19 protein-coding genes and 1 pseudogene are annotated in these 26,466 nt (G+C 73.2%); 9 read left to right on the top strand and 11 right to left on the bottom strand.

Annotated features, from left to right (window positions below; translation table 11 throughout):
- Window positions 1–207: 207 nt before the first annotated feature.
- The 3 genes from AOK22_RS33120 to AOK22_RS33130 all read right to left on the bottom strand — a co-directional run bounded on the left by AOK22_RS33120 (window position 208) and on the right by AOK22_RS33130 (window position 4,046).
- Window positions 208–1,572: a phosphomannomutase/phosphoglucomutase gene (locus AOK22_RS33120; protein WP_055702411.1), complete on the bottom strand. Its 1,365-nt coding sequence runs from the start codon at window positions 1,570–1,572 to the stop codon at window positions 208–210.
- Window positions 1,573–1,751: 179 nt separating this feature from the next.
- Window positions 1,752–3,368, bottom strand: a complete 1,617-nt coding sequence (locus AOK22_RS33125; RefSeq protein ID WP_055702412.1) for an L-lactate permease — start codon at window positions 3,366–3,368, stop codon at window positions 1,752–1,754.
- A gap of 252 nt (window positions 3,369–3,620) precedes the next feature.
- Complete coding sequence (locus AOK22_RS33130; RefSeq protein ID WP_055702413.1) at window positions 3,621–4,046, bottom strand: DUF3499 domain-containing protein; 426 nt, start codon at window positions 4,044–4,046, stop codon at window positions 3,621–3,623.
- Window positions 4,047–4,308: 262 nt separating this feature from the next.
- On the opposite strand from AOK22_RS33130, the gene AOK22_RS33135 reads away from it, so the two are divergent.
- Window positions 4,309–4,770, top strand: a complete 462-nt coding sequence (locus AOK22_RS33135) for a metallopeptidase family protein (protein WP_055702414.1) — start codon at window positions 4,309–4,311, stop codon at window positions 4,768–4,770.
- A gap of 76 nt (window positions 4,771–4,846) precedes the next feature.
- On the opposite strand, the gene AOK22_RS33140 is transcribed toward AOK22_RS33135, so the two are convergent.
- From AOK22_RS33140 to AOK22_RS33150, 3 genes are all read right to left on the bottom strand, one after another.
- Window positions 4,847–6,340: a DUF5719 family protein gene (locus AOK22_RS33140; RefSeq protein ID WP_055702415.1), complete on the bottom strand. Its 1,494-nt coding sequence runs from the start codon at window positions 6,338–6,340 to the stop codon at window positions 4,847–4,849.
- Entirely contained in the window at window positions 6,337–9,981 is a 3,645-nt protein-coding gene (locus AOK22_RS33145) for a glycosyltransferase family 2 protein (protein ID WP_079036976.1), read from the bottom strand. The genes AOK22_RS33140 and AOK22_RS33145 overlap by 4 nt, the downstream gene beginning before the upstream one ends.
- A 246-nt stretch (window positions 9,982–10,227) precedes the next feature.
- Window positions 10,228–10,491: a WhiB family transcriptional regulator gene (locus AOK22_RS33150; RefSeq protein WP_016642094.1), complete on the bottom strand. Its 264-nt coding sequence runs from the start codon at window positions 10,489–10,491 to the stop codon at window positions 10,228–10,230.
- 612 nt (window positions 10,492–11,103) lie between these two features.
- On the opposite strand from AOK22_RS33150, the gene AOK22_RS33155 reads away from it, so the two are divergent.
- From AOK22_RS33155 to AOK22_RS33165, 3 genes are read left to right on the top strand one after another with little or no spacing between them, the layout of a single operon-like run.
- On the top strand, window positions 11,104–11,619 hold the full coding sequence (locus AOK22_RS33155) for a cysteine dioxygenase (RefSeq protein WP_055702417.1): 516 nt from the start codon (window positions 11,104–11,106) through the stop codon (window positions 11,617–11,619).
- 34 nt (window positions 11,620–11,653) lie between these two features.
- Window positions 11,654–12,610, top strand: coding sequence for a 2-phospho-L-lactate transferase (cofD, locus tag AOK22_RS33160; RefSeq protein WP_055702426.1), 957 nt, complete (start codon window positions 11,654–11,656; stop codon window positions 12,608–12,610).
- Window positions 12,607–13,908, top strand: coding sequence for a coenzyme F420-0:L-glutamate ligase (locus tag AOK22_RS33165; protein WP_055702418.1), 1,302 nt, complete (start codon window positions 12,607–12,609; stop codon window positions 13,906–13,908). The genes cofD and AOK22_RS33165 overlap by 4 nt, the downstream gene beginning before the upstream one ends.
- A 200-nt stretch (window positions 13,909–14,108) precedes the next feature.
- Here the strand turns inward: AOK22_RS33165 and AOK22_RS33170 are convergent, their stop codons facing one another.
- The 3 genes from AOK22_RS33170 to AOK22_RS33180 all read right to left on the bottom strand — a co-directional run bounded on the left by AOK22_RS33170 (window position 14,109) and on the right by AOK22_RS33180 (window position 17,705).
- Window positions 14,109–15,113: a DNA-3-methyladenine glycosylase family protein gene (locus tag AOK22_RS33170; protein WP_055702419.1), complete on the bottom strand. Its 1,005-nt coding sequence runs from the start codon at window positions 15,111–15,113 to the stop codon at window positions 14,109–14,111.
- Between the two features lie 39 nt (window positions 15,114–15,152).
- Window positions 15,153–16,235, bottom strand: coding sequence for a mannose-1-phosphate guanylyltransferase (manB, locus tag AOK22_RS33175; protein WP_055702420.1), 1,083 nt, complete (start codon window positions 16,233–16,235; stop codon window positions 15,153–15,155).
- A gap of 105 nt (window positions 16,236–16,340) precedes the next feature.
- Window positions 16,341–17,705 (bottom strand): peptidoglycan recognition protein family protein, encoded by a 1,365-nt coding sequence (locus AOK22_RS33180; protein WP_055702421.1) that lies wholly within the window; start codon window positions 17,703–17,705, stop codon window positions 16,341–16,343.
- Window positions 17,706–17,843: 138 nt separating this feature from the next.
- On the opposite strand from AOK22_RS33180, the pseudogene AOK22_RS33185 reads away from it, so the two are divergent.
- Window positions 17,844–18,041, top strand: a pseudogene (locus tag AOK22_RS33185) (TIGR03089 family protein); the annotation flags it as partial.
- A 26-nt stretch (window positions 18,042–18,067) separates the two neighbouring features.
- On the opposite strand, the gene gcvPB reads toward AOK22_RS33185, so the two are convergent.
- Together gcvPB and gcvPA are read right to left on the bottom strand one after the other, a co-directional pair.
- The gene (gcvPB, locus tag AOK22_RS33190) at window positions 18,068–19,663 is read right to left on the bottom strand and encodes an aminomethyl-transferring glycine dehydrogenase subunit GcvPB (RefSeq protein WP_244165208.1); all 1,596 of its coding nucleotides are present in this window, start codon (window positions 19,661–19,663) and stop codon (window positions 18,068–18,070) included.
- Window positions 19,660–21,060 (bottom strand): aminomethyl-transferring glycine dehydrogenase subunit GcvPA, encoded by a 1,401-nt coding sequence (gene gcvPA, locus AOK22_RS33195; RefSeq protein ID WP_055702423.1) that lies wholly within the window; start codon window positions 21,058–21,060, stop codon window positions 19,660–19,662. Before gcvPA ends, gcvPB begins: the two co-directional genes overlap by 4 nt.
- 186 nt (window positions 21,061–21,246) lie before the next feature.
- Here gcvPA and AOK22_RS33200 point away from each other — a divergent pair, with 186 nt between their 5' ends.
- From AOK22_RS33200 to AOK22_RS33215, 4 genes are read left to right on the top strand one after another with little or no spacing between them, the layout of a single operon-like run.
- Window positions 21,247–22,611 (top strand): ABC transporter substrate-binding protein, encoded by a 1,365-nt coding sequence (locus AOK22_RS33200; RefSeq protein ID WP_055702424.1) that lies wholly within the window; start codon window positions 21,247–21,249, stop codon window positions 22,609–22,611.
- 3 nt (window positions 22,612–22,614) lie between these two features.
- Window positions 22,615–23,550 carry a carbohydrate ABC transporter permease gene (locus AOK22_RS33205; RefSeq protein ID WP_079036977.1) on the top strand — a complete coding sequence of 312 codons (936 nt, stop codon included), beginning with the start codon at window positions 22,615–22,617 and terminating at the stop codon, window positions 23,548–23,550.
- Complete coding sequence (locus AOK22_RS33210; protein ID WP_079036978.1) at window positions 23,547–24,437, top strand: carbohydrate ABC transporter permease; 891 nt, start codon at window positions 23,547–23,549, stop codon at window positions 24,435–24,437. Before AOK22_RS33205 ends, AOK22_RS33210 begins: the two co-directional genes overlap by 4 nt.
- The gene (locus AOK22_RS33215) at window positions 24,434–26,464 is read left to right on the top strand and encodes a beta-galactosidase (protein WP_055702425.1); all 2,031 of its coding nucleotides are present in this window, start codon (window positions 24,434–24,436) and stop codon (window positions 26,462–26,464) included. The genes AOK22_RS33210 and AOK22_RS33215 overlap by 4 nt, the downstream gene beginning before the upstream one ends.
- Window positions 26,465–26,466: the final 2 nt, after the last annotated feature.

The raw sequence follows: 26,466 nt of genomic DNA on the forward strand, positions 1-26,466 counted from the left end.
GCGGCGGGGGCGGGGGGGGGGGGGGGGGGGGGGGGGGGGGGGGGGGGGCCGGGGGGGGGGGGGGGCGGCCGGTACCGGGGCCGCGCGTCGCGGGCCCCGGGTCGTGCCGTACGGCCCGCGCCGACGGCCGTGCGGCCCGGGTGGTGCCGTACGGCCCGCGCCGATGGCCGTGGGGTCCCCGCGCCGACGGCCGCACGGTCCGCGGCGTCAGCCGCGGATGATCGCCAGGGCCTCGTCCCGCACGCGCCCCATGGTGTCCTCGTCGCGCGCCTCGACGTTCAGACGGAGCAGCGGCTCGGTGTTGGAGGCGCGGACGTTGAACCACCAGTCGGCGGTGGTCACCGTCAGGCCGTCCAGCTCGTCCAGGGTGACGCCGTCCTTGCCCTCGTACGACGTCCTGATCGCGGCGAGGCGGGCGGTCTGGTCGTCGACCGTGGAGTTGATCTCCCCGGATCCCGCGTAGCGGTCGTACTGGGCGACGAGGCCGGAGAGCGGGCCGTCCTGTCCGCCGAGGGCCGCGAGGACGTGGAGGGCGGCGAGCATGCCCGTGTCCGCGTTCCAGAAGTCCTTGAAGTAGTAGTGCGCGGAGTGCTCGCCGCCGAAGATCGCGCCGGTCTTGGCCATCTCCTCCTTGATGAAGGAGTGGCCCACGCGGGTGCGGACCGGCGAGCCGCCGTTCTCCTTCACGACCTCCGGGACCGACCAGGAGGTGATGAGGTTGTGGATGACCGTGCCCTTGCCGCCGTGCCGGGCGAGCTCGCGGGAGGCGACCAGGGCGGTGATGGCCGACGGGGAGACCGGGGCGCCGTGCTCGTCGACGACGAAGCAGCGGTCCGCGTCGCCGTCGAAGGCGATGCCGAGGTCGGCGCCCTCCTCGCGCACCCGCTTCTGCAGGTCCACGATGTTGGCCGGGTCCAGCGGGTTGGCCTCGTGGTTGGGGAAGGTGCCGTCCAGCTCGAAGTACATGGGGACGAGGTCCAGGGGCAGGCCCTCGAAGACGGTGGGGACCGTGTGCCCGCCCATGCCGTTGCCCGCGTCGACGACGACCTTCAGGGGGCGGATGGCGGTCAGGTCGACCAGGCCGCGCAGGTGCGCGGCGTAGTCACCGAGGGTGTCGCGCTGGGTGAGCGTGCCGGGGGTGGCGGCGCTCTCGGGGGCGCCGGTGTCCCGCCAGCCCTCCACGAGGGCGCGGATCTCCGCGAGGCCGGTGTCCTGGCCGACGGGGGCGGCACCCGCGCGGCACATCTTGATGCCGTTGTACTGGGCGGGGTTGTGCGAGGCCGTGAACATGGCGCCCGGCAGGTCCAACGCGCCCGAGGCGTAGTACAGCTGGTCCGTGGAGCACAGGCCGATCTCCGTCACGTCCACGCCGAGGGCGGCGGCGCCGCGCGCGAAGGCCCGCGAGAGGCCCGGCGACGAGGGACGCATGTCGTGCCCGACCACGATCGCGTCGGCGCCCGTGACCTGCACGAAGGCCGCACCGAAGAGCTCTGCCAGCGACTCGTCCCACTGATCCGGGACCACCCCGCGCACGTCGTACGCCTTCACGATCTGGGACAGATCAGCAGTCACGGCCAACCCTCTCTGGAGGTTCTGCGAGTTCAGCGGTTGCGGGCAGCGCGTGGTCGTGCCGCGCCGGCCACCCCAAAGCTACCCGCAACGGCCGACAAGCTGCTGCGACCGGTGCCAAGCCGGCCCCGGGACCGGCGCCAGGTCCTCACGGGCGCCCCCTCACGGGCGCCCGTGAGGGCCTACGGCAGCATCCAGCCGAGCACCGCCGTGCTCTGTCCCACCACGATCAGGCACATCACGAGGAGCAGACCGAGGCTCCAGGGCAGCACCTTGCGCAGCAGGTCGCCCTCCTTGCCCGCGAGTCCGACGGCGGCGCACGCGATCGTCAGGTTCTGCGGCGAGATCATCTTGCCGAGGACGCCGCCCGAACTGTTGGCGGCGGCGAGGAGTTCGGGCGAGAGGCCGGACTGCTGGGCCGCCGTCACCTGGAGTGCGCCGAACAGCGCGTTGGCCGAGGTGTCGGAGCCCGTCACCGCGACGCCGAACCAGCCGAGCACGGGTGACAGGAAGGCGAGCCCCGCGCCGGCGGCGGCCACGTAGTGCCCGATCGTGGCGGCCTGCCCGGAGAGGTTCATGACGTACGCGAGGGCGAGCACGGACGTCACGGTGAGGATGGCGAAGCGCAGTTCGTGGACGGTGGCGGCCCATTCGCGTACCGCCACGCGCGCGTGGACCCCGATGACCGCCGCCGTGCCGACCCCGGCGAGCAGGACGAGCGTGCCGCCGGTGCCGATCAGGGGCAGCGAGAAGACGTTGCCGGCGACCGGGTCGCCGGAGGGGTCGGCGACGTCCAGGAAGGGCCAGTCGAAGGTGCGGGTGGCCTTCGCCAGGAGGTCCTTGACGGCGGGGATCTGGGCGAGCGAGAAGACGGCGACGATCAGGGCGTACGGGGCGTAGGCGCGCAGCACCTCGGGGCGGGGGTCGTCGTGGTCGAGGTCCTCGCTGCGCGCGCCGGTCAGGACGGCGGCGCGGACGGGCTCGGCGGCCGGCCTGCGGGCGTGCGGGACCGCCACCAGCGCGCCCGCGCCCGCGAGGGCCGCCCCGATGTCGGCGAGCTGCGCGGAGACGTAGTTGGAGGCCGCGAACTGCGCGGCGGCGAAGGCGAATCCGCAGGCGAGGGCGGGCACCCAGGTCTCGCGCAGGCCGCGTCGGCCGTCCACGAGGACGACCAGGAGCAGCGGCACGACCAGGGCGAGCAGCGGTGTCTGGCGGCCGACGACCGTGGCGACGGTGTCCAGCGGGAGGCCCGTCACCTGAGCCAGCGTCACCACCGGTGTGCCCATGGCGCCGAAGGCGACGGGCGCGGTGTTGGCGACGAGCGCGACGACCGCGGCGCGCACCGGGTCGAAGCCGAGGGCGACGAGCATGACCGCGCTGATCGCGACGGGCGCGCCGAAGCCGGCGAGGGCCTCCAGGAGCGCGCCGAAGCAGAAGGCCACGACGAGCGCCTGGATGCGGGGGTCGTCGGAGAGCCGCCCGAAGGAGCGGCGCAGGATGTCGAAGTGCCGGGTGCGGACCGTCATGCGGTACACCCACAGGGCGTTGACGACGATCCACAGGATGGGGAAGAGGCCGAAGAGGGCCCCCTGCGCGGCGCTGGAGGCGGTCTGCCCGAGCGGCATGCCGTACGCGAGCCAGGCGACGAGGACGGCGACCGCGAGGCCGATGAGACCCGCCCGGTGCGCCTTCATGCGGACGGCGCCGAGGAGGACGAGGACGGTCAGGAGGGGCAGGGTCGCGACGAGGGCGGACAGGCCGAGCGAGTCGGCCACGGGCTCCAGTTGCTGCGTGAACACAAGCGACTCCCCGGTTTCCGTGATGCGGAAAGTGATCTCTCGCGAGTGGGGGAATGGTCGTGTCCGCAACAACGGCACGTCAATGGGGCGTACGCCAACTGTTGTTCAGCCATAAACGGCAGGGGTCTACGGAGACGGCGGAACTCTGCGCGGAGCTCTACGGAGAAAGGTGCCTCCCTACGGAGAACCGGGAAGGCGCCCTGGGAGAGCCGAGACGGAGAGCCGAGAAGACGCCCCGGGGACAGGGACCCGTCAGGACTCGGGGGAACGCAGCACCCTGAGGTGGCCGCGGCGGGCGACCTCCATCGGGTCCGCCGTGCGCGCGCCACCGCCGCCGGCCTCGGCCGCGCGCTCCTGCGGGCGGGCCGCCTCGCGGACGGCGTTGGCGAGGGCTTCGAGATCGTCGCCGGAGGGGCGGGCCGGACCCGAGGCGTCGGCGAGCCGGACGACCTCCCAGCCGCGGGGGGCGGTGAGGCGCTCGGAGTGCTCGGCGCACAGGTCGTAGCAGTGGGGTTCGGCGTAGGTGGCGAGCGGGCCGAGGACCGCGGTCGAGTCGGCGTAGACGTACGTCAGCGTCGCGACGGCGGGACGGCCGCAAGCGGTGCGCGAACAGCGACGTACAGGGCTCACGACGTTGGACGGTACCGCACTCTTGAGCGGGCCGCGACGACTCTCCATGAGCTCACCCCACCGTGTCGTGCCGTGCGGCGTACGCCGGAGCGCCGCGCAGGCGCGTCGCTGACCTGCACGGATGCCAGTGACTGCTGGGGCGGGCGGTGTTGAATCCGGTCACCACATGGCTCGAATCACGTCATTTGGCGCGAGACCGACGGTCTCGGAGAGATACGTAATCGAGTCCAAGCTTGGCCGGAACGGTCAGGAAGCGACATGCCGCGCACCGTGCGGAAAGGCGGATCCCGAGGACTACGCTTCGTCAGTGATGGACGACCTCGTACAGCCCCCCTCCCCCGACCCGAGGCCCCGCCGCCGCGACCGCCACGGCCGTGGCATGCGCGGCCCTGTCGCGCCGCCGCAGGTGCCGCTCTCCGCGAGCCGCGCCGAGGCCTTCACCGACCTCGTGCAGGACTCCGTGGAGCGCCTGGAGCGGCGCTGGCCGCAGCTCACGGAGATCGACTTCCTGGTCCTCGAGGTGCCGCCCCTGAGCGGTCCCGGCGGGCCCGACGGGGAGTGGCGCGACGCGGTGGTCCCGCTGGGCGGCACGGTCTCGGCGTCCGAGGGGCGCCCCGCGCGCGTCGTCATCTACCGCCGCCCGGTGGAGATCCGCACCAAGGGGCGCGACGAGCGCGCGGCGCTGGTGCACGAGGTGGTCGTCGAGCAGGTCGCCGAACTCCTCGGCCTCTCGCCGGAGTCGGTGGACCCGCGCTACGGGGACGAGGAGTGACGGCCCGCCGCCTCTGACGGCCCGCCTCCTCTGACGGCTCATCACCTCTGACGGCCCGTCTCCTCCGACGGCCCGTCTACTTCTGCAGCACCGCCAGATCCCGCTCCGCCTCCGGCACCGCGACGGATCCCCGGTCGTCGGGCAGCGTCTGCACCGTGAACATCGGGATGCCGTCCTCGGGCAGCTCCAGCATGCGCGAGCCGTAGACCTCACCGCCGGACACCTGCTCCACCGTGAGCGCGTACGCGCCCTTGAGGCCGCTGGGGACCGGCGGGTCCTTGATGTCCAGCGTCGTGCCGCCCTTGACCGTGTACGCCTTGGTCGCCGGTGACCCGCCCTCCGTGCCGGCCGACGCCGTCACCTTCACCTTCGCCGACTTGCCCGGCGCCACCAGGGAGAGCGTGGAGCCCTTGGCGCGGTTGTCGGCGACCGTCGCGCGCGTGCCCACCGGGCTGGTCGCCGGGATGAACGCCGTCTCCTGCTTGGCGCCCTTGCCGCGGGTGACCCGCAGCGCCGCCACCACCGGCACCGCCTTCTCCGTCGGCGTCAGGAGCAGCGAGCCGGCCTCGCCCTTGGTGACGTCGCCGAGGTCGGCCGCGGCCGTCATGCCGGACTTCACGTGCAGGGTCTCGTGGCCGGCCGGGGTGATCGTGCCGGTCGCCGAGACCAGCTGGATCTTCACGTCCGCGTCGTCCGAGCCGGGCGCGTAGGCGACCAGGCGCACCGAGGTGGCGTCCTTGGGGATGCCGGGCAGGACGAGACTGCCGGCGGGGTCGGCGGCGGCGGGCAGCCAGTCGCCGCCCAGCTTCTCGTCGGAGGACTGCACGGCCGCCGCGACCCGGCCGCTGCGCACGACCACGTGCATCGTGAGGTTCGTGTACGCCTTGTCCGCGAGCGTGGACAGCAGCACCGGGACGCTGGAGTGCGGCTGGACCTGGATCGAGTCGCCCACCGGGGAGGTCACCTCGCCGTTCGGGCCGAAGAGCTCGACGTCGACGACGGCGGCGGAGTCGTCCGGGTTCGTCAGGTGGATGTAGTCGCTGCGCTCCTTGTCGGTGCTCGCGCCCGGGAACCAGAAGTCCGTGTCGGGTGCGGTGCAGTGGGTGCCCTGGACACCGCGGCCGCTGCCCGCGGCGTACGTCGTGGTCTGCTGCACGCTCCAGCCCGGGGCGAACGGGCCGGTGGCCGTGCCGATGAGCGCGGGCGCCTCGGCGCCCGACTTCTCGCCGCCCACCGGGGTGCCCGGCGCCTTCTGCGTCAGGAACGGCTTGGCGTTCTTATTGTCCTCCTGCTTGGCCGCGTCCGTCAGCGCCCTGCTCACGGGCAGCAGCTCCGCCGTGCCCTTGGACTCGGCGCCGCTCGCCTTGGGGGTGAACGCGGTGTACGAGGTCTCGGCGAGGTCGGAGGCGCTGGGCACCGGGCAGAGCAGGCTGGTGCGCTCCACGGGCTGGCGCGCCGCGGTCCTCGTCCCGTCGTCGGCCGTGCCGTCCGGGCCGCTGAACGCGGCGAACCCGGTGACGGCGCCGAGCGCGACGACCACGGCGATCAGGGACTGGGTGGTGCGGTTCACTGCTGGCTCCCGTCGGGGCGCTCGCTGTCGGTGCCGTGGGGCGGCTGCGGGGGCAGCGGCGGCATCGGGGGCTGCTGCGGGTCGTACGCGTCGTAGGACTGGCCGTACTGCTGCTCTCCGTAGGCACCGCCCGCTCCTCCGTAGGAGGCGTACGGGTCGTACTGGCCGCCCTGGTAGGCGTCCGTGCCGTACGACGGCTGCTCGTAGGGGCCCGCCGCGTACGGATCGCTCTGCTGTCCGCGGCCGTACTGGCCCTGCTCGGCGCCCGCGTGGGCCGGTGCCTCCCCCTGTTCGTAGGACTGCTGCTGCGGCACCGCGGCCAGGGCCTCCTCCGCGGGAGGCGGCACGTCCTGGCCGGCCTCCTGCGCGGCCTGCTCGTTCTGGGCGCGCAGCCTGCGGGCCCTGCGGCCCTCGCCCTCGACCGCCTGGGCCGGGACGACGGGCTCCTCGGGGAGGTCGTCGTCGATGTCGCGGCGCCGGCCGGGCAGCGCGAGCACCACGAGGACGACGGCGAGCGCGCCCTGCGCCCACAGCCACGCCTTGTGGGTGAACGGGGTCGAGAAGGTGACGTCCAGGTGTCCGCCCGCGGTGGGCAGTTCGAAGCCCTGCGCCCAGCCGTCGACGGTGGTGCGGGGCAGCGGGTGGCCGTCGAGCGTGGCCGTCCAGCCCGGGTCGGCCGAGTCGGCGAGCCGCAGGACACGGCCCTCGTCGCCGGACTCGATCTTGGTGTGCAGTTCGACGGGGCCCGCGGCGACGGGCTCCGGGTCACCGGTCTTGTGGACGACGGCGGCGCGGGCGACCTGGCGGTCCACGCGCCACAGGGCGCTGCCGTCCTCCTGGCTGAGCCGGGTCAGGCCGGGGGTCGCGTCCAGGGTGCGGCTCATCTGGCGGGGGGCGCCGTCGCGCACGAGGACGTACCGCACGGCGTAGCCGCCGAGCTGGTCGGCCTGGTCGGCGCCGGAGCCCGCGACCAGACGGGCGACGATCTTGTCGAGGCGCTCGTCCTTCGGGGCCGCCTGGGCGAGCTCCGCGTCGCCGAGCCGGCCGCCCGATCCCCGTACCAGCGCGTAGGCGACCTCGGCGGTCGACTCGCTGTCGAGGACGAGCGTGCGGGCCTGGTCCTCGGTGCGGCTCTCCTCGGCGACGAACGCGGGCACCTGCACCGGGTCGCGCCGCTCCAGGGGACCGTCGGCGCCGCGGATCATCCATCCCGCGGCGAGCAGCAGCGGCCCCGCGGCGGCGGCGAACGCGATGAGCGCGGCCACCGGCTGGCGCCAGCCGAAGCTCTGCTCGGCGACACGCGCGCGTGCCCCGTCGGCGCCGAGCGCGGCGGCGGCCAGCAGCGCGATGCCGTAGGCGAGGGTGGCGGGTCCGGCCCACGTCGAGCCGTTCGACAGGACGGCGAAGACGAGGGAGACCAGGGCGGCGGCCCAGGCGGTGCGGACGGCCTTCTGGCGCTCGCCGCGCAGCAGGGCGCCGAGGGCGGCGAGCACGATGCCGATGAGCAGCAGGCCGTGCAGGGTCCCGGGGCCGCCGGGGCCCGCGCCGAGCAGGTCGAGGGCGCTCGCCGAGCCCGCGCCGAAGTCCAGGCCCGCTTCCTTGAAGAAGCCGAAGGGCAGCAGCGACAGGGACCACGGCGCGAGGACGAGCAGCGGGGTGCCGAGCGCGGCGAGGAAGCGCAGGCCATAGGCGGTGATGTCGCCGCGGCGGACCACGAGGAGCGCGAGGCCGAGGACCAGGGCGATCGGCCAGACGATCGGCGTGAAGGCCGTGGCGAGGGTCAGGAGCAGGGCGTACGCCCAGGTGGCGCGCCATGTCCCGCGGGTGCCGTCCGGGGCGGCGAGGCCGCTCGCCGCGATGCCCGCGCGCGCGATGAGCGGCAGCAGGACGGCGAGGACGGCGGTGCCGACGCGGCCGCCGGCGAGCGCGCCGGTGGCGGCGGGCAGGAAGGCGTACGCGACGGAGGCCCAGGCGCGCAGCAGGCGCGAGGTGACCAGGGGCCGCGAGGCGAAGTAGGCGGCGAAGCCGGCCAGCGGCACGGAGCCGACGAGCAGCACGGTGACGGCGAGCCCGGTGGAGCCGAACAGCAGCGACGCCAGGCCCGCGACGAGCGCGAGGTAGGGCGGCGCGGACTGGGTGCCGCCGGTACCGACGGGGTGCCAGCCGTCCACGTAGCGCGCCCACAGCTCGGAGGAGTCGGCGGGCGCGGGCAGCAGGGCGCCGCCGGCGAGCGCGCCGGAGCCGAGCAGACCGCGGCTGGCGATGAGCGAGACGAAGAGGAGGACGACGAAGAGCATCGGTCCGGGCTTGCGCGCGATGCGCTTGAGCCGGGCGAACTGCTCGATCTCCAGGAAGTCGGCGTCGTCGCCGCCGGGTCCGGACTCGACGACGCCGTGCCGTCCGGCGCCCGCGGGTGCCTCGGGGTCGGAGCGGCCGACGAGGCTGCCCGCGGCCTGTTCGACGGTGGCGCGCACCGTGGCACCGGGCGGCGGGAAGAGTGGCCGCATCTCGCCCGCGTCGAGCGCCGGTTTGCCGCGCGTCTTGCGGGCGCCGAGGATCCGGCCGGGGCGCAGCAGGGTCGCGAGGAGGCCGGCGATCTCGTCGAGGGCCTGTCCGGGCGCCTTGCCGACGAGGTAGGCGACGGTGCGCAGGAGCGTGCCGGCGACGATCCGGAAGAGCACCCAGGGCAGCACGGCCGTGCGCGCGTTGACGAGCAGGGTGTAGGTGGCGCCGGCCTTGTCGACGCGGTGCGGGGAGGTCGCCGTGCGGCCGACGCAGTCGACGGTGCGGCGCTCGCGCGAGGAGGCCTCGGCGTGCCGCACGACGGCGTCGGGGGCGACGAGGACGCGGTGTCCCGCGGCGTGCGCGCGCCAGCACAGGTCGACGTCGTCGCGCATCAGCGGCAGCCTGCGGTCGAAGCCGCCCAGCTGTTCGTAGACGTCGCGTCGGATCAGCATGCCCGCGGTGGACACGGAGAGCACGGGCCGTACGTGGTCGTGCTGGCCCTGGTCCTGCTCGCGGCGGTCCAGGCCGGTCCAGCGGCGGCCGCTGTTGGCGATGGAGACGCCGACCTCCAGGAGCTGCCTGCGGTCGTACCAGCCGCGGAGCTTGGGGCCGACGACGGCGACGTCCTTGCCGAGCTCGCGTTCGTTCTCGACGACGCGCAGCATTTCCGCGAGGGCGTCGGGCTCGGGCGCGCAGTCGTCGTGCAGCAGCCACAGCCACTGCACGGGCTCGCCGTGCGGCAGCTCCGGCATGTCGTACGCGTCGTCGCGCCAGGTCCTACTCACCGGGTCCCAGCCGCTGGGGCGCTTGAGGTACGGGAGGTCCTCGGGGGTCAGCACGCCGGCGGTGCGGACGGCCTCGTCGACGGCGATGCCGAAGCCGGAGCGCCGGGCGAGGTGCAGCACGCGGTCGGCGCCGAGGGCGTCGGTGACCAGGCGGGCCGAGTCGTCGGCGCTGCCGGTGTCCGCGGCCACCGCGTTCTGCACGGGGCGCTCCTGGCCGAGCAGCCCGGCCAGGGCGTCGGGCAGCCAGCGGGCGCCGTCGTGGGAGACGAGGACGGCGGTCACGACGTGCCGCGGGAACTCAGGGGCGGCAGCCTCTTGTTGGTGGGCTGCCGAATGGCTGTGCACGGACATCGAGGTACGGGCCCCGGTTCGATGGACTGCGGTGGACGCCTGCGCCCTGTGGGGGCGCCGGGGCGTCTCGGACGGGGCCCCACACTAACGGCTGGCACCAGGGCGGCCCGCCGCCTGTGGATAACCCATGGGCGACGGGCCGTTGGTTTGCGCCGTGTTCGAGGGAGTTGTGCGGTGCGTCGGTCGGGTGGTGCGCGGACGCGCCATCGGGGCGGGCACGTCCGGTCGGGCCGTGGGCTTCTCCGGTCAGACCGCGGCCTTCTTCAGTCGCCGGCGTTCACGTTCCGACAGGCCGCCCCAGATGCCGAAGCGTTCGTCGTTCGCGAGTGCGTATTCAAGGCACTCGGAGCGGACCTCGCAGGCGAGGCAGACCTTCTTGGCCTCGCGCGTGGAGCCGCCCTTCTCGGGGAAGAAGGACTCGGGGTCGGTCTGGGCGCACAGCGCGCGCTCCTGCCAGCCGAGTTCCTCGTCCGCGTCCTCGACCAGCAGTTCCTGAACCAGCTCGGTCATGTGCGCCCCTCGTCTGTCTGTGCGTCCCCGCGGTGCCTGCCGTTACCGATTTCGGCTGAACGACACGAGTGAAATTACAAGTGTGCCGATCCGGGCCAGTCAAGCCGAGATCTGCTATTGGGCCCCTTATTCACTCTGCGGAACCAAGGCTATGCGGTAAGTGTTCAAATCGGCATAAACCGTGACACTCGCGTGGGGCCACCCGGCGCTCCCCTCCAGCGGGTCCCCGAGGGGCTCACTAGGAAAGACGTCGATGTTTGAGTGCCGGTTGCTGCGCCATGTGTCCGGTGCGGCGAGTGCACAAACCTTTCGCCTGAGAGATCAACCGGATGAGGTGAAACATATCCCACATACCGGACATGAAGTTGACATCGAGGTGTGAGACCGGTGTCCTGGTGGGCATGCTCGCGAATCAGGCTCTTTCGATGACCCGCACCAGCGGGTCCATCGGTGCTGCCCACGCGCGCTGCTGCTGTTCCTGCTCCAGCTGTTGAGTCCACTCCAGCTGTTGAGCCGTTTCTCCCGGCACCACCGCTCCACCTCTCGCTTCTCCCGCGCTTCACCCTTCCTTCGCGACACCCCAGCACTCTTACGTTGAGGAACCACCGCACGATGAACAGCGACAGCGACCTCCAGATCGCCGGCGACATCCTCGAAGTCCCGCACCTCCTGCAGCCCGCCCGCGAGCACCCCGCAACCGTGGCCGAATTCGTCGGCCTCGCCCGCTCCATCGCCGCCGACCGCTCCCAGTGGGAGCACCTCGTCGAGTACGACGCCACCAGCCGCTGGTACCACCGCCTCAGGACCGGGCCCGGCTACGAGGTGTGGCTGCTCTCCTGGGTGCCCGGACAGGGCAGCGGACTGCACGACCACGGTCCCTCCTCCGGCGTACTCACCGTCCTGCGCGGCGAGTTGACGGAGCGCACGGAACGGGGCACGCGGGCGCTCGGCTCCGGCGCGCAGCGCGTCTTCGCGCCGGGGTACGCGCACGACGTCGTCAACGACTCCCTCGAACCGGCCGTCAGCCTGCACGTCTACTACCCGGGCCTGACCGAGATGCCGATGCACGCGGCCCAGTGCGCAGCCGCCACCGCGGACGGCGTCGCGGAGGATGTCGTAACCGCCTGACGCGCTGTCGTACCCGCCTGACATGCTGGGGGACATGCGCATTGTGGTTCTGGCCGGCGGCATCGGCGGCGCCCGTTTCCTCCGTGGACTGAAGAAGGCCGCGCCCGACGCGGACATCACGGTCATCGGCAACACCGGTGACGACATTCACCTGTTCGGGCTGAAGGTCTGTCCCGACCTGGATACGGTGATGTACACGCTGGGCGGCGGCATCAACGAAGAGCAGGGCTGGGGACGTACGGACGAGACGTTCAAGGTCAAGGAAGAGCTCGCGGCCTACGGGGTGGGGCCCGAGTGGTTCGGGCTCGGCGACCGTGACTTCGCCACGCACATCGTGCGGACGCAGATGCTGGGCGCCGGCTATCCGCTCAGCGCCGTCACGCAGGCGCTGTGCGAGCGGTGGCAGCCGGGCGTGCGGCTCATCCCCATGTCCGACGACCGCGTCGAGACGCACGTCGCCGTCACGGTCGACGGCGAGCAGAAGGCCGTGCACTTCCAGGAGTACTGGGTGCGCCTGCGCGCCTCCGTGGACGCGCACGCCGTCGTGCCCGTCGGCGCCGAGCAGGCCAAGCCCGCGCCCGGCGTCCTGGAGGCCATCGCCGAGGCCGACGTCGTGCTCTTCCCGCCGTCCAACCCCGTGGTGAGCGTCGGCACCATCCTCGCCGTGCCGGGCATCCGCGAGGCCATCGCCGAGGCGGGCGTCCCGGTGGTCGGGCTCTCCCCCATCGTCGGGGACTCCCCCGTGCGCGGCATGGCCGACAAGGTGCTCGCCGCCGTCGGCGTGGAGACCAGCGCCGCCGCCGTCGCCGAGCACTACGGCAGCGGGCTGCTCGACGGCTGGCTCGTCGACACCGTGGACGCGGGCGTGGTGGAGCGCGTGGAGAGCGCCGGGATCCGGTGCCGGGCCGTGCCGCTGATGATGACCGACGTCGACGCCGCCGCCGAGATGGCGCGCGAGGCGCTCGCGCTCGCCGCGGAGGTCCGCGCGTGAGCGCTCCGTCCTACCGCGTGTGGGCCGTGCCCGGACTGCCCGAGGTGCGGGAGGGCGACGACCTCGCCAAGCTGATCGCGGCCGCCGAACCGGGGCTCGCCGACGGTGACGTCCTGCTCGTCACCTCCAAGATCGTCAGCAAGGCCGAGGGGCGGGTCGTCGAGGCCGCCGACCGCGAGGCGGCCATCGACGCCGAGACCGTGCGGGTCGTGGCGCGGCGCGGGACCCTGCGCATCGTCGAGAACCGCCAGGGGCTCGTGATGGCCGCGGCCGGCGTGGACGCCTCCAACACGCCGTCCGGGACCGTGCTGTTGCTGCCGGCCGACCCCGACGCCTCCGCCCGTGCCGTCCGGGACGGGCTGCGGGACGCGCTCGGCGTGGACGTCGGCGTCGTCGTCACCGACACGTTCGGGCGGCCCTGGCGGTCCGGGCTCACCGACGTCGCCATCGGGGCGGCCGGGGTGCGGGTGCTGGACGACCTGCGCGGCGGCGTGGACGCGTACGGCAATCCGCTGAGCGCCACCGTCGTCGCCACCGCGGACGAGCTCGCCGCCGCGGGCGACCTCGTCAAGGGCAAGGCCGCGGGGCTGCCCGTCGCCGTGGTCCGCGGGCTGCCGCACGTGGTGGGCGGGGAGCCGGACGACGGCGCCCGCGCGCTGGTGCGCGGCTCGCGCGACGACATGTTCCGGCTCGGTACGTCCGAGGCGGTGCGGGAGGCGGTGGCACAGCGGCGGACGGTCCGTGAGTTCACGGACGAGGAGGTCGACCCCGGCGCGGTGCGGCGGGCCGTGGCCTCCGCGGTCACCGCGCCCGCGCCGCATCACACGACGCCGTGGCGGTTCGTCCTCCTGGAGTCCGCCGCGTCGCGCGTCGAGCTGCTGGACGCTATGCGGGACGCGTGGATCGCGGATCTGCGGCGGGACGGCAAGTCGGAGGAGTCCATCGCCAAGCGGGTGCGGCGCGGTGACGTGCTGCGTCGGGCACCGTATCTGGTGGTGCCGTGCCTGGTCATGGACGGCTCCCATACGTACGGGGACGCGCGGCGGGACGCCGCCGAGCGCGAGATGTTCGTGGTCGCGGCGGGTGCCGGGGTGCAGAACTTCCTGGTCGCGCTGGCCGGGGAACGGCTCGGCTCCGCGTGGGTTTCGTCGACGATGTTCTGCCGGGATGTCGTCCGGGAGGTGCTGGACCTTCCCGCGTCGTGGGACCCGATGGGCGCGGTCGCGGTGGGGCACCCGGCGGGTGAGCCTGCGGCTCGCGCCGGGCGGGATCCGGAGGGCTTCATCTCTGTTCGGTAGCGGGCCTGTGCGGGATCGTCTCGGCGCGGGGAACCGCACGAGGGTCGCTCTTCGGGTGCGGGTTCGTGGGTCTTTTCGCGCAGTTCCCCGCGCTCCCTGACCGGTCGCACTTCGCGTGCGGGATCGTCTCGGTTGCTCGCGCAGTTCCCCGCACCCCTTACGGGGCGCCCCCCTTCGGGGCGCTCCCTCGGTCCGCGGTCTCACAGGGCCGCGATGCCGCCCCTCGGCATGCGGGGTTCTCTGCGGGGTGGGGTTCTGCCGCTCAGGAGGATCAGGCGGGCCGCCCGGTGGCGTTGGCCCTCGTAGGGGGCGAGGAGGGCCAGCATCTCGGCGTCGTCCGCGTTGCGGTTGTCCGCCAGGGCGTAGCCGATGATGCCCGGGAGGTGGAGGTCGCCGACCGTCACCGCGTCGGGGGCGCCGTTGCTGCGCTGGACCGTCTCCGCCGAGGTCCAGGGGCCGATGCCGGGGATCAGTTCCAGGCGGGCCCGCGCCTCGGGCGGGTCCATCGCCGCCGCCTCCTCCAGGCGCGGCGCCCGTGCCGCCGCCCGCAGGATCGTGGACGCCCGCTTGTTGTCCACGCCCGCCTTGTGCCACTCCCAGGAGGGGATCAGGGACCAGGTGCGGGGGTCCGGCATCACGTGCATGCGGGCCTCGGCCGGAGTGGGGCCCGGGGCCGGCTCGCCGTACGTGCGGACCAGGAGGCGCCAGGCGCGGTAGGCCTCGTCCGTGGTGACCTTCTGTTCCAGGATCGACGGGATCAGGGATTCGAGGACCAGGGACGTGCGGACCAGGCGCAGGCCCTGGCGGCGGCGCTCCGTCGCGGCGACCAGGCGGTGGCGGGGCGAGAAGGCCGCCGGATCGTCCGACTCGCCCAGGAGCGCGGGGAGTCGGGACAGCAGCCAGTCCGCTCCCGGGCCCCATGCCTCCGCCTCGACGGTCCCCGCGCGCAGGGCGACCCGTAGCGTGCCGGGGCCCTGCGGCGTGCGGCTCGCGCGCCAGACCGAGCCGTCGGGCGTCGTACGGAAGGTGGGGTCGGCCGGGCCGCGCCGCAGCGGGCCCAGGGTCAGGCCCAGGTCCAGGGGGTAGGGCGGCCGCCAGGTGCGGGTCAGGGCGGCCGTGGCCGGGCGGGGGACGCCCGCCGGTACCGCCGTTTCGCCGCCGCGCACGGTGGTGCGGGTGGGGCGCGGGGCGAAACGGGACGACATTCGTACGAGGGTAGGGGACGGCGGCCCCCGCCGGGGCGGTTACTGGTCCGAGGAGAACCGGACCGCGCCCGCGGGCAGCTTCGCCTCGCACCAGACGCGCACGCCGTCGCGCAGTTCGTTGTCGGCGCCGATGTCCGCGCCGTCGCCGATGACCGCCCCCGAGAGCGCCGAGCGGGCGCCGATCCGCGCGCCCGCGCCGATCAGGGAGTCCGTGATGACCGTGCCCGGCTCGATGACCGCGCCGGAGAGGATCGTGCTGCCGGAGATCCGGGCGCCCTCGCCGATGCGCGCGTTCTCGCCGACGACCGTGCCGCCGGTGAGCTTCGCGTCGGGCGCGACGGTGGCGCTGGGCAGGACCAGGCGGTCACCGCAGCGGCCCGGCACCGCCGGGGAGGGGACGCGGCCGAGGACCAGGTCGGCCGAGCCGCGTACGAAGGCCTGCGGCGTGCCCAGGTCCAGCCAGTACGTCGAGTCGACCATGCCCTGGAGGTGGGCGCCGCCGGACAGCAGGTCGGGGAAGGTCTCGCGCTCGACGGAGACCGGGCGGCCCGCGGGGATCGTGTCGATGACCGAGCGGCGGAACACGTACGCGCCCGCGTTGATCTGGTCGGTGACGATCTCCTCGGGGGTCTGCGGCTTCTCCAGGAAGGCGGTGACCCGGCCGGTGGCGTCGGTGGGGACCAGGCCGTACGCCCGGGGGTCGTCGACGCGGGTCAGGTGGAGGGAGACGTCCGCGCCGGTGTCCGCGTGCGTGCGCACCAGGGCGCGGATGTCGAGGCCGGTGAGGATGTCGCCGTTGAAGACGAGGACCGGGTCGTCGGGCCGCGAGTGCAGCCGGGAGGCCACGTTGCGGATGGCGCCGCCCGTGCCGAGGGGCTCGGTCTCCGTGACGTACTCGATGTGCAGGCCCAGCGCCGAGCCGTCGCCGAAGTACGGCTCGAAGACCTCGGCGAGGTAGGAGGTGGCGAGAACGATGTGCTCGACGCCGGCCGCCTTGGCCCGCGCGAGTTGATGGGTGAGGAACGGGACGCCCGCCGCCGGGACCATCGGCTTGGGAGTGTGGACCGTGAGCGGTCGCAGCCGGGTTCCCTTGCCGCCGACCAGGAGGATCGCTTCTGTCACCTGTCGTCTCTGCTTCCTGCTGGGGCCGGCCGAACTTGAGTTTCGGCCGGCCAGTGTATGCAGACGGATGTGCAGATCGTGCAGTTCGCGCGGTGCGACCGGACCTCAGCGGCCCTGGAAACGGGCCGAGGTGGACCGGGCCTTGCCGAGCTTCTTGTACAGGCGGCTACCGGGGCACTCGGTGGCGAATCCGTCCCGATGCCCGGAGATCACGCGGAGCCGGACGTTCTTGCCCTTCTTGTACAGATTGCCACCGCCCGACTTCAGGTAGGTGGTTCCGCGCGGATTGGCGCCGTACAGGCCGAGCTTCCACGCGGTCAGGCGGGCGACGGCGTCCACGGCCGCCTTCGGCGGGTTGGAGTTGCTGTACGTGCCGAGGACGGCGATGCCCATGCTGTTCGTGTTGAAACCGAGAGTGTGGGCCCCCAGGACCGGCTTGGCCACACCTCCGGCACGTCCTTCGTAGATGTTTCCGCACTTGTCGACCGCGAAGTTGTAGCCGAAGTCACGCCAGCCACTGCTCTTGACGTGGTAGCGGTAGATGCTGCGCAGGACGGAGCCGGCCTGCGAGCAGCGGTAGTTGTTGCCGGACGCGCTGTGGTGGACGAAGGCCGCCTTCACGGTCTGCGTGTACGCGAAGTCCTTCTCGCGCAGCTTCTCGTCGGCGCCCCAGCCCTTGCGCGTGATGATGCGCGGGCGCGGGCCGACGTAGGGCCGGGCCTTGCCGACCGCCTCGGGGCCGCCGCGCACGGCGATGAGGTCGTCCTCGGTCTGCCGCTTGGTCAGCTCGGGGATCGTCGTGGCGCCGAGCGGGGCGAGGTCCGCGTTGACGGCCGAGGTCGCGGCGGACTCGACGGTCAGGGCCGTGGCGCGCGGGGCCTCCGCCTTGCCGCCGTGCGGGGGCTCGTCGCCCGGGTCGACCAGTTCGAGGCGCAGCCCCGCCGGGAGCGGGGACTCGGCGGCGGCCCGGTGCGCGTGCGCGTCCCGCTCCGCGCGCACGCGGATCTCGACGCCGTCGGAGTCGCCGACCCACAGCGGCGCGGTCGAGCCGCGGACCGTGCCGGTGCCGCTCTCGGGGGTGCCGGGGTCGGCGGCGTGCTCGCCGTTGTGCGTCTCGACCTCCTGCCAGGCGGACCAGGTGGCGGTGCCGGTGGCCCGGGTGCGGACCTGGACGGTGCCGTGCAGTTCGGCTTCGGGGTCGTCCCAGACGACACCCACGAGGGAGAAGGGGCGGACATCGCGCCGGGCGAGGCCCTGTTCGCCGGCGCCGGCCGAGCCGAGCGAACGGTCGGCGCCGAGGGGGTCGAGCGGGAGGGACTGGGTGCTGCCGGGGACCGCCTCCGCGGCGGGCCCGGCGGCCCGCGCCGCGGCGGGCGTCGCGGCCGCGGCGCCGGACGACGGCAGGGTGAGGGGCAGGGCCAGGGCGGCCGCGCACGTGACGCCGATCGAGGAAGCAAGGAATCCACGCATACATCCGATCGTCGGCACAACCGAACATATCTGTCCATTGGGGAACTGACGGACCGTCGGCCCGGAGCGGCCGATCCGGTCTCCCGCACTCCCCCGCCACGCCGAGGGGCGCGCGGGCGCCCGCGTACGCTTGCGCCCGTGAACGCCAACGACCGCACCCCTGCCGACCTGCTGCGATCCGCGCTCGCCTCGGACCCGGGCCGCCCCCTTGTCACCTTCTACGACGACGCCACCGGCGAGCGCGTGGAATTGTCCGTGGCCACCTTCGCCAATTGGGTGGCCAAGACCGCCAACCTCCTCCAGGCCGACCCGGCCGCCGAGCCCGGCGACCGGGTTGACCACGAGGCCGACGCGGGGCCGCGTCACGGGCTCTCGCCGAGGATCTTCCGGCGGTAGGCCCGCCAGGACACCGCCCAGGTCCCCGGGTCGTCCAGCGCCTCCGGGCGCACCCGGTGGACGGTGGAGCGGTGCGGCGCCGTGCGGACCGTCTCCGGGTCCTCGTACGCCTCGCGCGCCACCTCGGCGAGGATCGCCGCGTACTCGTCGAGGTCAGCCCGGCTGTAGGACTCGGTCGGCTCCAGGGTCATCGGCTCGGGCACCACGTACGGGTGGTGGCTGGTCCAGTAGTGGGTGCCGAAGTCGGCGGCGCGCAGGCCGATGTCCTCGGAGTGCACGCCGGTGTCCTCGTACAGTTTCTGCCAGCTGTAGCGCACCTGCTCGACGCGCGGCCTGCCCTCGGCGTAGGGGACGGAGACGCCCGGAATGCGGCGGACCTTGTGGAGCAGGTAGTTGTTGTTGAGGACCGCCGTCTCGGCCGCCGCCCGCAGGCCCTCCGCGCCGAGCGACCTGATCCAGGCGTAGGCGCGCACCAGGTTCGGCACGACCCCGTGGAACGGCCGCATCTTGCCCACCGACCGCGGCCGGTCGTGGTCCAGGAAGAGCCGCTCCCCGTCCGACTCGACGGTGGGGTGGGGCAGATACGGCGCGAGCTCCTCGGTGACCGCGCAGGCGCCCGCCGCCGGGCCCCCGCACGCGTGGGGCGTCGAGAACGTCTTGTGCAGATTGAAGTGGCACAGGTCGAAGCCCGCGTCCCGGGCGCGGGTGATGCCGAGGATGCCGTTGGCGTTGGCCTGGTCGTACGCGCACAGGCCGCCCGCCGCGTGCACGATCCGCACGAACTCCTCGATGCGCGGGTTATAGATGCCGGTGTCCTCGGGGTTGGTGATCAGGAGCGCCGCGGTGCGCGGACCCACCGCGGCCTTCAGGGCCCCGATGTCGGGGTAGCCGTCCGCGTCCGGGTGCAGCGTGATCACCTTGAACCCCGCGGTCTTCGCGCAGGCCGCGTTCGAAGGATGCGAGAAGAGCGTCGTGATGACCTCGTCGCGCTGCTCCAGCTCGCCGCGGTCGGCGAAGTAGGCGCGGATCATCGATACGTTGGCGTAGATCGCGGCGGAGCCCGCGGCGGGCTGGAGCGAGACCCGGTCCATGCCGGAGATCTCCGCGAGCAGCCGCTCCAGTTCGTGCAGGACGCGCAGCACGCCCTGGACGGTGTCCTCGTCCTGGAGCGGATGGAGAGCGGCGACGCGCGGGTCGCGCACGAACCGGTCGTTGACCTTCGGGCTGTACTTCATCGTGCAGGTTCCCTGGCCCACGTCGATGTTCAGATCGGCGCCGAGATTCTCCTGAGAGAGCCTCAAGTAGTGGCGCAGCACCTGCTGTTGGGAGAGCTCGGGCAGCGCGGGCGGCGCGGTGCGGCGCAGGGCCGCCGGGATCTCCGGGACCTCGATCGACGGGTCGGGAGCGGGCACCAGGACGCCCCGCTCGCCGGGCCCGCCCAGCTCGAAGACCAGCTTCTCGTCCCAGGAGGCCTGCCGGAACCGGCGCAGCGGCGGCTTCGGGGCGATCCGCGCGTCCTGTGCCGTCACCGGCCCGGGCGCGGGAGCGTGATGGTCCGTCACTTGACGATCTCCTCCAGGGTCGTGGCGAGCCGGTCGATGTCCGCCTTGGTGTGGACCTCGGTCACGCAGAAGGCGGCCTCGCGCGGGTCGAAGGCCGCTTTCCCGGTGCCGGCCGGTGCGGCGATCCCCGTCGGTACGCCCCCGAAGACGCCCCGCTCCTTGAGGAGGGCGCGGACCTCGTCGGCCGTGCGGGAACCCGTGTAGCGGATGGTGAAGTCGGCGAAGTGCGGGGCATCGCCGAACGGCACCTCCACGCCCGGTACGTGGGCGAGGCGACGGCGCGCGTACGCGGTGAGCGCGAGGATGGTCTCCCCGATCTCGCGCATGCCCCGCGGGCCCATCAGGGCCAGGTACACCCCGGCGCCGATCCCGTGCAGCGCGGCCGCCGTGCCGACCCACTCCTTGCCCTCCTCGCGCCGCGCGAAGGAGGTCCGCTCGTAGGCGACGTCGCCGAAGCCGTACTCGCCCTCGACCTGGGTCGGCACCAGGCCGAACAGCCGGGAGGGGAACTCGGCGACGAGGTGCGGTTCGTCGCGGGTGGCGATGAACCCGGCGTTGCCGCCGCCGTAGCTCTGGTGGATGCCGAGCGGCTGGATGTCCCCGCACGCGATGTCCGCGCCGTACGAGGACGGGGGAGCGAGCACGCCGAGCGTCAGCGGATTGCAGCCGACCACGTACAACGCGCCCGCGCCGTGCGCGAGGTCGGCGAGAGCGGGCAGGTTCTCGTCGACGAGTCCGAGCGCCGAGGGGGACTCGGCGTACACGGCGGCCGTGTCGCCCGCGGCGAGCGCCTCGCGCACCGCGGCGAGATCCGCGCCGCCGCTCTCCCGGTCCACGGGGACGACCGTCACCTCGTGGTCGGGCCGTACGTAGTCCCGTATGCGCGAGAGCTTGTCCGCGTCGAGTGCCGTCGCCACGACGAGACGGTGCCGGCCGGTGATCCGGCCCGCCATGCGCAGCGCGGTGCCGGCGGCCTGGAAGCCGTCGTACACGGGGACGTTGACGACGTCCACGTCGAGCAGCTCGGCCATCATCGACTGGTACTCCCACAGGGCCTGGAAGCGCCCGTGGTCCTCGTAGGGCTCGCCCGCGTACGCGGTGAGGAACTCGGAGCGGTTGACGACCTCGTCGACCACCGCGGGGACGTGGTGCCGGTAGCAGCCCGAGCCGAGGAAGCTGAGCGCCTGGTCGGTCCCGGTGTTGAGGGAGAGCAACTCGTCCATGTGGCGGACGAGTTCGGCCTCCGAGCGGAGCGGGGCCGGCAGGTTCAGGGGGCGGTGCAGGCGGATCGACTCGGGGATGTCGGCGTAGAACTCCTCGACGCTCGTCGCGCCGATCTCGTCGAGCATCGCCCGACGGACGGCGGGCACCGCGTTCGGGATGTACGGGTGGGTCATGCCGCACCTTTCGCGTGCGCTGAAGCCAGGGAGAGAGGTGGAGAGGAGGGGGGCGAGGGGAGTGAGGGGAACAGGGGCGGAAGCCCGAGGACTTTGAGCGACTTGTTGCGCAGGGCTCTTGACGGCCGGTCCTGTCATTCAGTGTTCTGAATACAGAATTAGGCATTCAGTCCTCAGGAGGCAAGAGTGTCAACAAGACCAGCCCGACGGCGCGTTGTCGCCGCGGGCCTCGCCGCCTCGGCGTCCGCGCTGCTCGGCTCCTGCGCCATGGGCGGCGCGGGCGGGGCCGACGGAGCCCCACGCGAACTGGGCGGTGACGACGAGGACGGGGCCGACGGGAAACGGGCCGCGAAGCTCACCGGGAAGATCACCGTCTGGTCCTGGGACGTGGCCGCCACCGCGATGAAACGGCTCCGGCGCCCCTTCGAGGCGCGCCACCCGGGCGTCACCGTCGACGTGGTCGACATCGGCTACGACAACGCCTACGACAAGATCACCGTGGGCCTGCGCGGCGGCACCGGACTCCCCGACGTCCTCACCGTCGAAGGCAGTCATCTGCCGCGCTACACCGCCAACTTCCCCGCCGGCTTCTACGACGTGTCCCGGCTCGGCGCCCGCTACGGCGGCGACTTCGACCGCGCCGCCTGGCGCACCGTCACCGGCGGCCCCGGCCACCGGCGGGTCTTCGGGCTGCCGTGGGACATCGGCCCGTGCGCGCTCTACCACCGCACCGACCAGCTGCGCGCCGCAGGAGTGGACGCCGACTCCTTGCGCACGTGGGGTGATTACCTCCGTGCCGGCGTCCGCATCAAGAAGGCCACCGGGCGCAAGCTGCTCGTCCACGACCCGACCGATCCCGGGATCTTCCCGATGCTGCTCCAGCAGCAGGGCCAGTCGGCCTTCCTCGGCGGCCGCATCGCCCTGGAGACCCCGGCCGCCGTCCGGGCCCTCACGCTGATGAAGCGCCTGGCCGACGCCGGACTCGTCGCCTACGAGAAGAACTGGGACGGCCTGGTCACCGCCACCAAGGAGGGCAAGGTCGTCACCACCCCCATCGCCGCCTGGTGGACGGGCACCCTCACCGGTGAAATGCCGGAGCTCAAGGGGAAGTTCGACGTCGTGCCGCTGCCCGGTTTCACCGCCGACGGGGTGCGCACCTCGAACATCGGCGGCTCCACCCTCTGCGTCCCGGCGCAGGCCGAGAACCCGGACGCCGCCTGGGAGTTCATCCGCTTCCTGCTCACCGGCAAGGGCAACCAGGCCGCCATGCTCCGCCGCGAGGGCCTGTTCCCCGCCTATCTCCCCGCGCTCGACGACCCGTATCTGCGGCAGCGGCAGGAGTACTTCGGCGGCCGGCGCGTCAACGCCGTGTTCGCCCGCCTCGCGCGGCACATCCCGCCCGTCGAGTACACGAAGGACGACGCGAAGCAGAAGGACGTCGTCACCTCCGCCGTCAACGGCGTGATGCTGCACGGCAAGGACCCGCGCGCCGCCCTCGCCTCGGCCGCCGGCCAACTCGCCGAGGCGACCGGACGGAAGCGGGTGGCCTGACCCATGGTCGCCCTCGACTCCGGAAAAGACGCCGCCGCGCCCGTCCGCGGGCCCCGCGCCGCACACCGGCCCCGACGCCGCCGCCCCCGCCTGTCGGGCTGGCTCTTCGCGGGCCCCGCCGCCGTGCTGTTCGCCCTCTTCTTCGCCTATCCGCTCGGCGCGAGCCTGATCCAGTCGTTCACCACCGAGGACGCGGGAACCGTGCGCTGGGTCGGCCTCGACCAGTACCGGCGGCTCCTGCACGACCCGGCGTTCGCCGAGTCACTGCTCAACACCGGGCTCATCCTGCTCGTGCAGGTCCCGCTGATGATCGCCCTCGCGCTGGTCCTCGCCGCGCTCCTCAACCAGTCGTGGCTGCGCTTCCGCGCCACCTGGCGCGCCGTGCACTTCCTCCCCGCGGTGACCACGCTCGTCGCCTACGCCGTGGTCTTCCAGGTCCTCCTCAAGACCGACAACGGCCTGGTCAACCAGGCGCTCGGCGCCGTCGGCCTGAGCCCGGTCGACTGGCTCAACGACCCGACCTGGGCGCGCGTCTCCCTCATCCTCACGCTCACCTGGCGCTGGACCGGCTACAACGCCGTCATCCTGCTCGCAGGGCTCCAGTCCATCGGCAGGGACCAGTACGAGGCCGCCGCCCTCGACGGCGCCTCCACCTTCACCACGTACACGCGCGTGATCCTGCCGCAGCTGCGGCCCGTGGTCCTGTTCTGCGTCGTCACCTCCACCATCGGCACCCTCCAGCTCTTCGACGAGAACTACGTCCTCACGCGCGGCGGCCCCGACGACGCCACCCTCACCCCCGTCGTCCACCTCTACCGCGTCGGCTTCCAGCAGTTCGACTTCGGCTACGCCGCCGCCATCGCGTGGGTGGTCGTCGCGCTGATCGCCGCGATCTCCGCGCTCCAGTACGTCGCCTTCGGAAGGGAGCGCCGCCGATGAGCAGCACCCCCGCCGCCACCCCGGACGTCGAGCGACCGGCCGCCGCGGGAGCCCCGCACAACGCCGTCGTCCGGGGCGCCGGACGGCTCGTCGCGCGCGCCGTGCTCGCGCTGGGTGCCGTCGCCGGTCTCGTGCCGTTCCTGTGGATGGCGGTCGCCGCCACCCACTCCTCCGCCGACCTGTTCCGCTCGCCGCCGCCGTTCCTGCCCGGCGGGCGGCTCCTGGACAACCTCGCCCGGCTCCAGGACACCATCGGCTTCGGCCGGGTCCTGCTCAACAGCCTCGGCATCGCCGTCGTCCAGACCGCGCTCAGCTCCCTGGTCTCCGCGATGTGCGGCTACGCCCTGGCCAAGCACCGCTTCCGGGGCCGGGGTCTCGTGCTCGCCGCCGTGCTCGCGACGATGATGATCCCCTTCCAGGTGCTGCTGGTCCCGCTCTTCCAGATGATGGCGAGCGTCGGCTGGATCGACTCCTACCAGGCCGTGATCCTGCCGTTCCTCGCGAACTCCTTCGGCATCCTCCTGATGCGCCAGGGCTTCGTCGGCTTCCCCGACGAGCTCATCGAGTCGGCCCGCATCGACGGCTGCGGCGAGCTGCGCATCTTCTACCGCGTCGTGCTGCCGTGCGTGCGTCCGCAGCTCGGCGCCCTGGTCATCTTCACGTTCATGGCGGCCTGGAACAGCTTCATCTGGCCGCTGCTCATGCTCAACAGCGAGGACAAATACACCGTGCCCGTCGCCCTGAACACCCTCACCGGACTCTCCCGCGTCGACTACTCCGGCCTGATGCTCGGCTCCCTGCTCGCGACCCTCCCGTTGCTCGCCCTGTTCCTGCTGTTCCAGCGGCAGTTCGTGGCGGGCCTGCTCGGCGGGGCGGTGAAGGAATGAGCACCGGCGAAGGAACGAACGGCGGCGACCGTGCGGGTACGCGCCGCCTCACGCGCGTGCCCGGCCTGCTGTACGGCGGTGACTACAACCCCGAGCAGTGGCCCGAGGAGACCTGGGCCGAGGACGCCGCCCTGATGCGGGAGGCCGGCGTCACCCTGGCCACCGTCGGCGTCTTCTCCTGGGCCCGCCTCCAACCGGGCCCCGACACCTGGGACTTCGGCTGGCTCGACCGGCTCCTGGACCTGCTGCACGCCCACGGCATCGCCGTCGACCTGGCCACCGCCACCGCCTCCCCGCCCGCCTGGCTGGTGCGCGCCCACCCCGGTATCCTGCCGGTCACCGCCGACGGCGTCCGCCTCGAATTCGGCTCGCGCCAGCACTACTGCCCCTCGTCCCCGCACTACCGCGAGGCCGCCCTGCGCCTCACCCGCGCACTCGCCGAGCGCTACGCCGACCACCCGGCGCTCGCCCTGTGGCACATCCACAACGAATACGGCGACCACGTCACCGCGTGCTTCTGCCCCCGCTCGGCGGCCCACTTCCGCGCCTGGCTGCGCGAGCGGTACGGCACCGTCGACGCCCTCAACTTCGCCTGGGGAACGGCCTTCTGGTCCCAGCGCTACGGCACGTACGAGGAGATCGAACCCCCGCGCACCGCCCCGGGCCCCGTCAACCCGACCCAGCTGCTCGACTGGCGCCGCTTCTGCTCCGACGCCCTGCTCGCCCTGCACCGCGCCGAGCGCGACGTCCTCACCGAGGTGAGCCCCGGCACCCCCGCCACCACCAACTTCATGTCGATGCTCAAGGAACTCGACTACTGGCGCTGGGCCGAGCACGAGGACTTCGTCTCCGACGACGCCTACCCCGACCCCGCCGACCCGCGCGCCCACGTCACCGCCTCCCTGAACTACGACCTGATGCGCTCCCTCAAGCACGGCAGGCCCTGGCTCCTGATGGAGCAGGCGCCCTCCGCGGTCAGCTGGCGGCCCGTCAACGTCCCCAAGAGGCCCGGACTGCAGCGCCTCTGGTCGCTCCAGGCCGTGGCCCGGGGCGCCGACGGCGTCCTCTACTTCCAGTGGCGCGCCTCGCGGGCGGGCGCGGAGAAGTACCACAGCGCCCTGCTCCCGCACCGCGGCACCGCCTCGCGCGGCTGGCGCGAGACCGTCCGCTTCGGCGCCGAGCTGGGCAGCATCGCCGAGGTCGCGGGCAGCCGCGTCACCGCGTCCGTGGCCGTCGTCCTGGACTGGGAGTCCTGGTGGGCCCTGGAGTCCGACGACCACCCCTCCGCCCGCATGCGCTGGCCCGACCTGCTGCGCCCCTGGTACGCGGCGCCGCACGCGCGCGGGATCACCGTCGACTTCGTGCCGCCGCACGCCGACCTCACCGGCCGCCGCGCCGTCCTCGCGCCCTCCCTGCACCTGCTGCGCACCAAGGACGCGCGACGGCTCGCCGCCTACGTACGCGAAGGAGGCCACCTCGTCGTCGGGCCGTTCAGCGGCGTCGTCGACGAGCACGACCACATCCACGACGGGGGAGCGCCCGGACCGCTGCGGGACGTGCTCGGCCTGTCCGTCGACGAGTTCTGGCCGGTGCCCGACGGCCAGCAGGTGCCCCTCGCCTCCGGCGGCCGGGCCGAGGTGTGGTCCGAGTGGATCGAACCGCACGGCGCCGAGACCCTCGACACGTACACCGAGGGCCCGCTCGCCGGACGGCCCGCCGTCACCCGCCATACGTACGGCGCGGGCGTCGCCCGGTACGTCGGCTGCCATCTGCCCGGCCACCTCGCGGACGTCCTCGGCCCGGCGCTCGCGGAAGCGGGCGTCACGCCCTGCGCGCCGGTCCCCGACGGCGTCGAGGCCACCGTCCGCACCGGCCCCGAAGCCTCCTACCTGTTCCTCCTCAACCACACGGACCGCCCCGTCGACGTCACGGCCGACGGCACGGACCTGCTCACCGGCGACCCGGTGCGCGGATCCGTGCGGCTCGCGCCGCTGGGCGCCGCCGTGGTCCGCACCCCTGCCCCCTGACC

Source organism: Streptomyces silaceus (assembly GCF_001419745.1).
GTDB classification, from domain to species: domain Bacteria; phylum Actinomycetota; class Actinomycetes; order Streptomycetales; family Streptomycetaceae; genus Streptomyces; species Streptomyces silaceus.

What these genes read in the sequence shown, in the direction of transcription:
- AOK22_RS33130 (WP_055702413.1), bottom strand. Translation starts at nt 4,046, where the DNA reads ATGGAGAGTCGTCGCGGCCCGCTCAAGAGTGCGGTACCGTCCAACGTC.
- AOK22_RS33135 (WP_055702414.1), top strand. Translation starts at nt 4,309, where the DNA reads ATGGACGACCTCGTACAGCCCCCCTCCCCCGACCCGAGGCCCCGCCGC.
- AOK22_RS33145 (WP_079036976.1), bottom strand. Translation starts at nt 9,981, where the DNA reads ATGTCCGTGCACAGCCATTCGGCAGCCCACCAACAAGAGGCTGCCGCC.
- AOK22_RS33150 (WP_016642094.1), bottom strand. Translation starts at nt 10,491, where the DNA reads ATGACCGAGCTGGTTCAGGAACTGCTGGTCGAGGACGCGGACGAGGAA.
- AOK22_RS33155 (WP_055702417.1), top strand. Translation starts at nt 11,104, where the DNA reads ATGAACAGCGACAGCGACCTCCAGATCGCCGGCGACATCCTCGAAGTC.
- cofD (WP_055702426.1), top strand. Translation starts at nt 11,654, where the DNA reads ATGCGCATTGTGGTTCTGGCCGGCGGCATCGGCGGCGCCCGTTTCCTC.
- AOK22_RS33170 (WP_055702419.1), bottom strand. Translation starts at nt 15,113, where the DNA reads ATGTCGTCCCGTTTCGCCCCGCGCCCCACCCGCACCACCGTGCGCGGC.
- AOK22_RS33180 (WP_055702421.1), bottom strand. Translation starts at nt 17,705, where the DNA reads ATGCGTGGATTCCTTGCTTCCTCGATCGGCGTCACGTGCGCGGCCGCC.
- gcvPA (WP_055702423.1), bottom strand. Translation starts at nt 21,060, where the DNA reads ATGACCCACCCGTACATCCCGAACGCGGTGCCCGCCGTCCGTCGGGCG.
- AOK22_RS33205 (WP_079036977.1), top strand. Translation starts at nt 22,615, where the DNA reads ATGGTCGCCCTCGACTCCGGAAAAGACGCCGCCGCGCCCGTCCGCGGG.
- AOK22_RS33210 (WP_079036978.1), top strand. Translation starts at nt 23,547, where the DNA reads ATGAGCAGCACCCCCGCCGCCACCCCGGACGTCGAGCGACCGGCCGCC.
- AOK22_RS33215 (WP_055702425.1), top strand. Translation starts at nt 24,434, where the DNA reads ATGAGCACCGGCGAAGGAACGAACGGCGGCGACCGTGCGGGTACGCGC.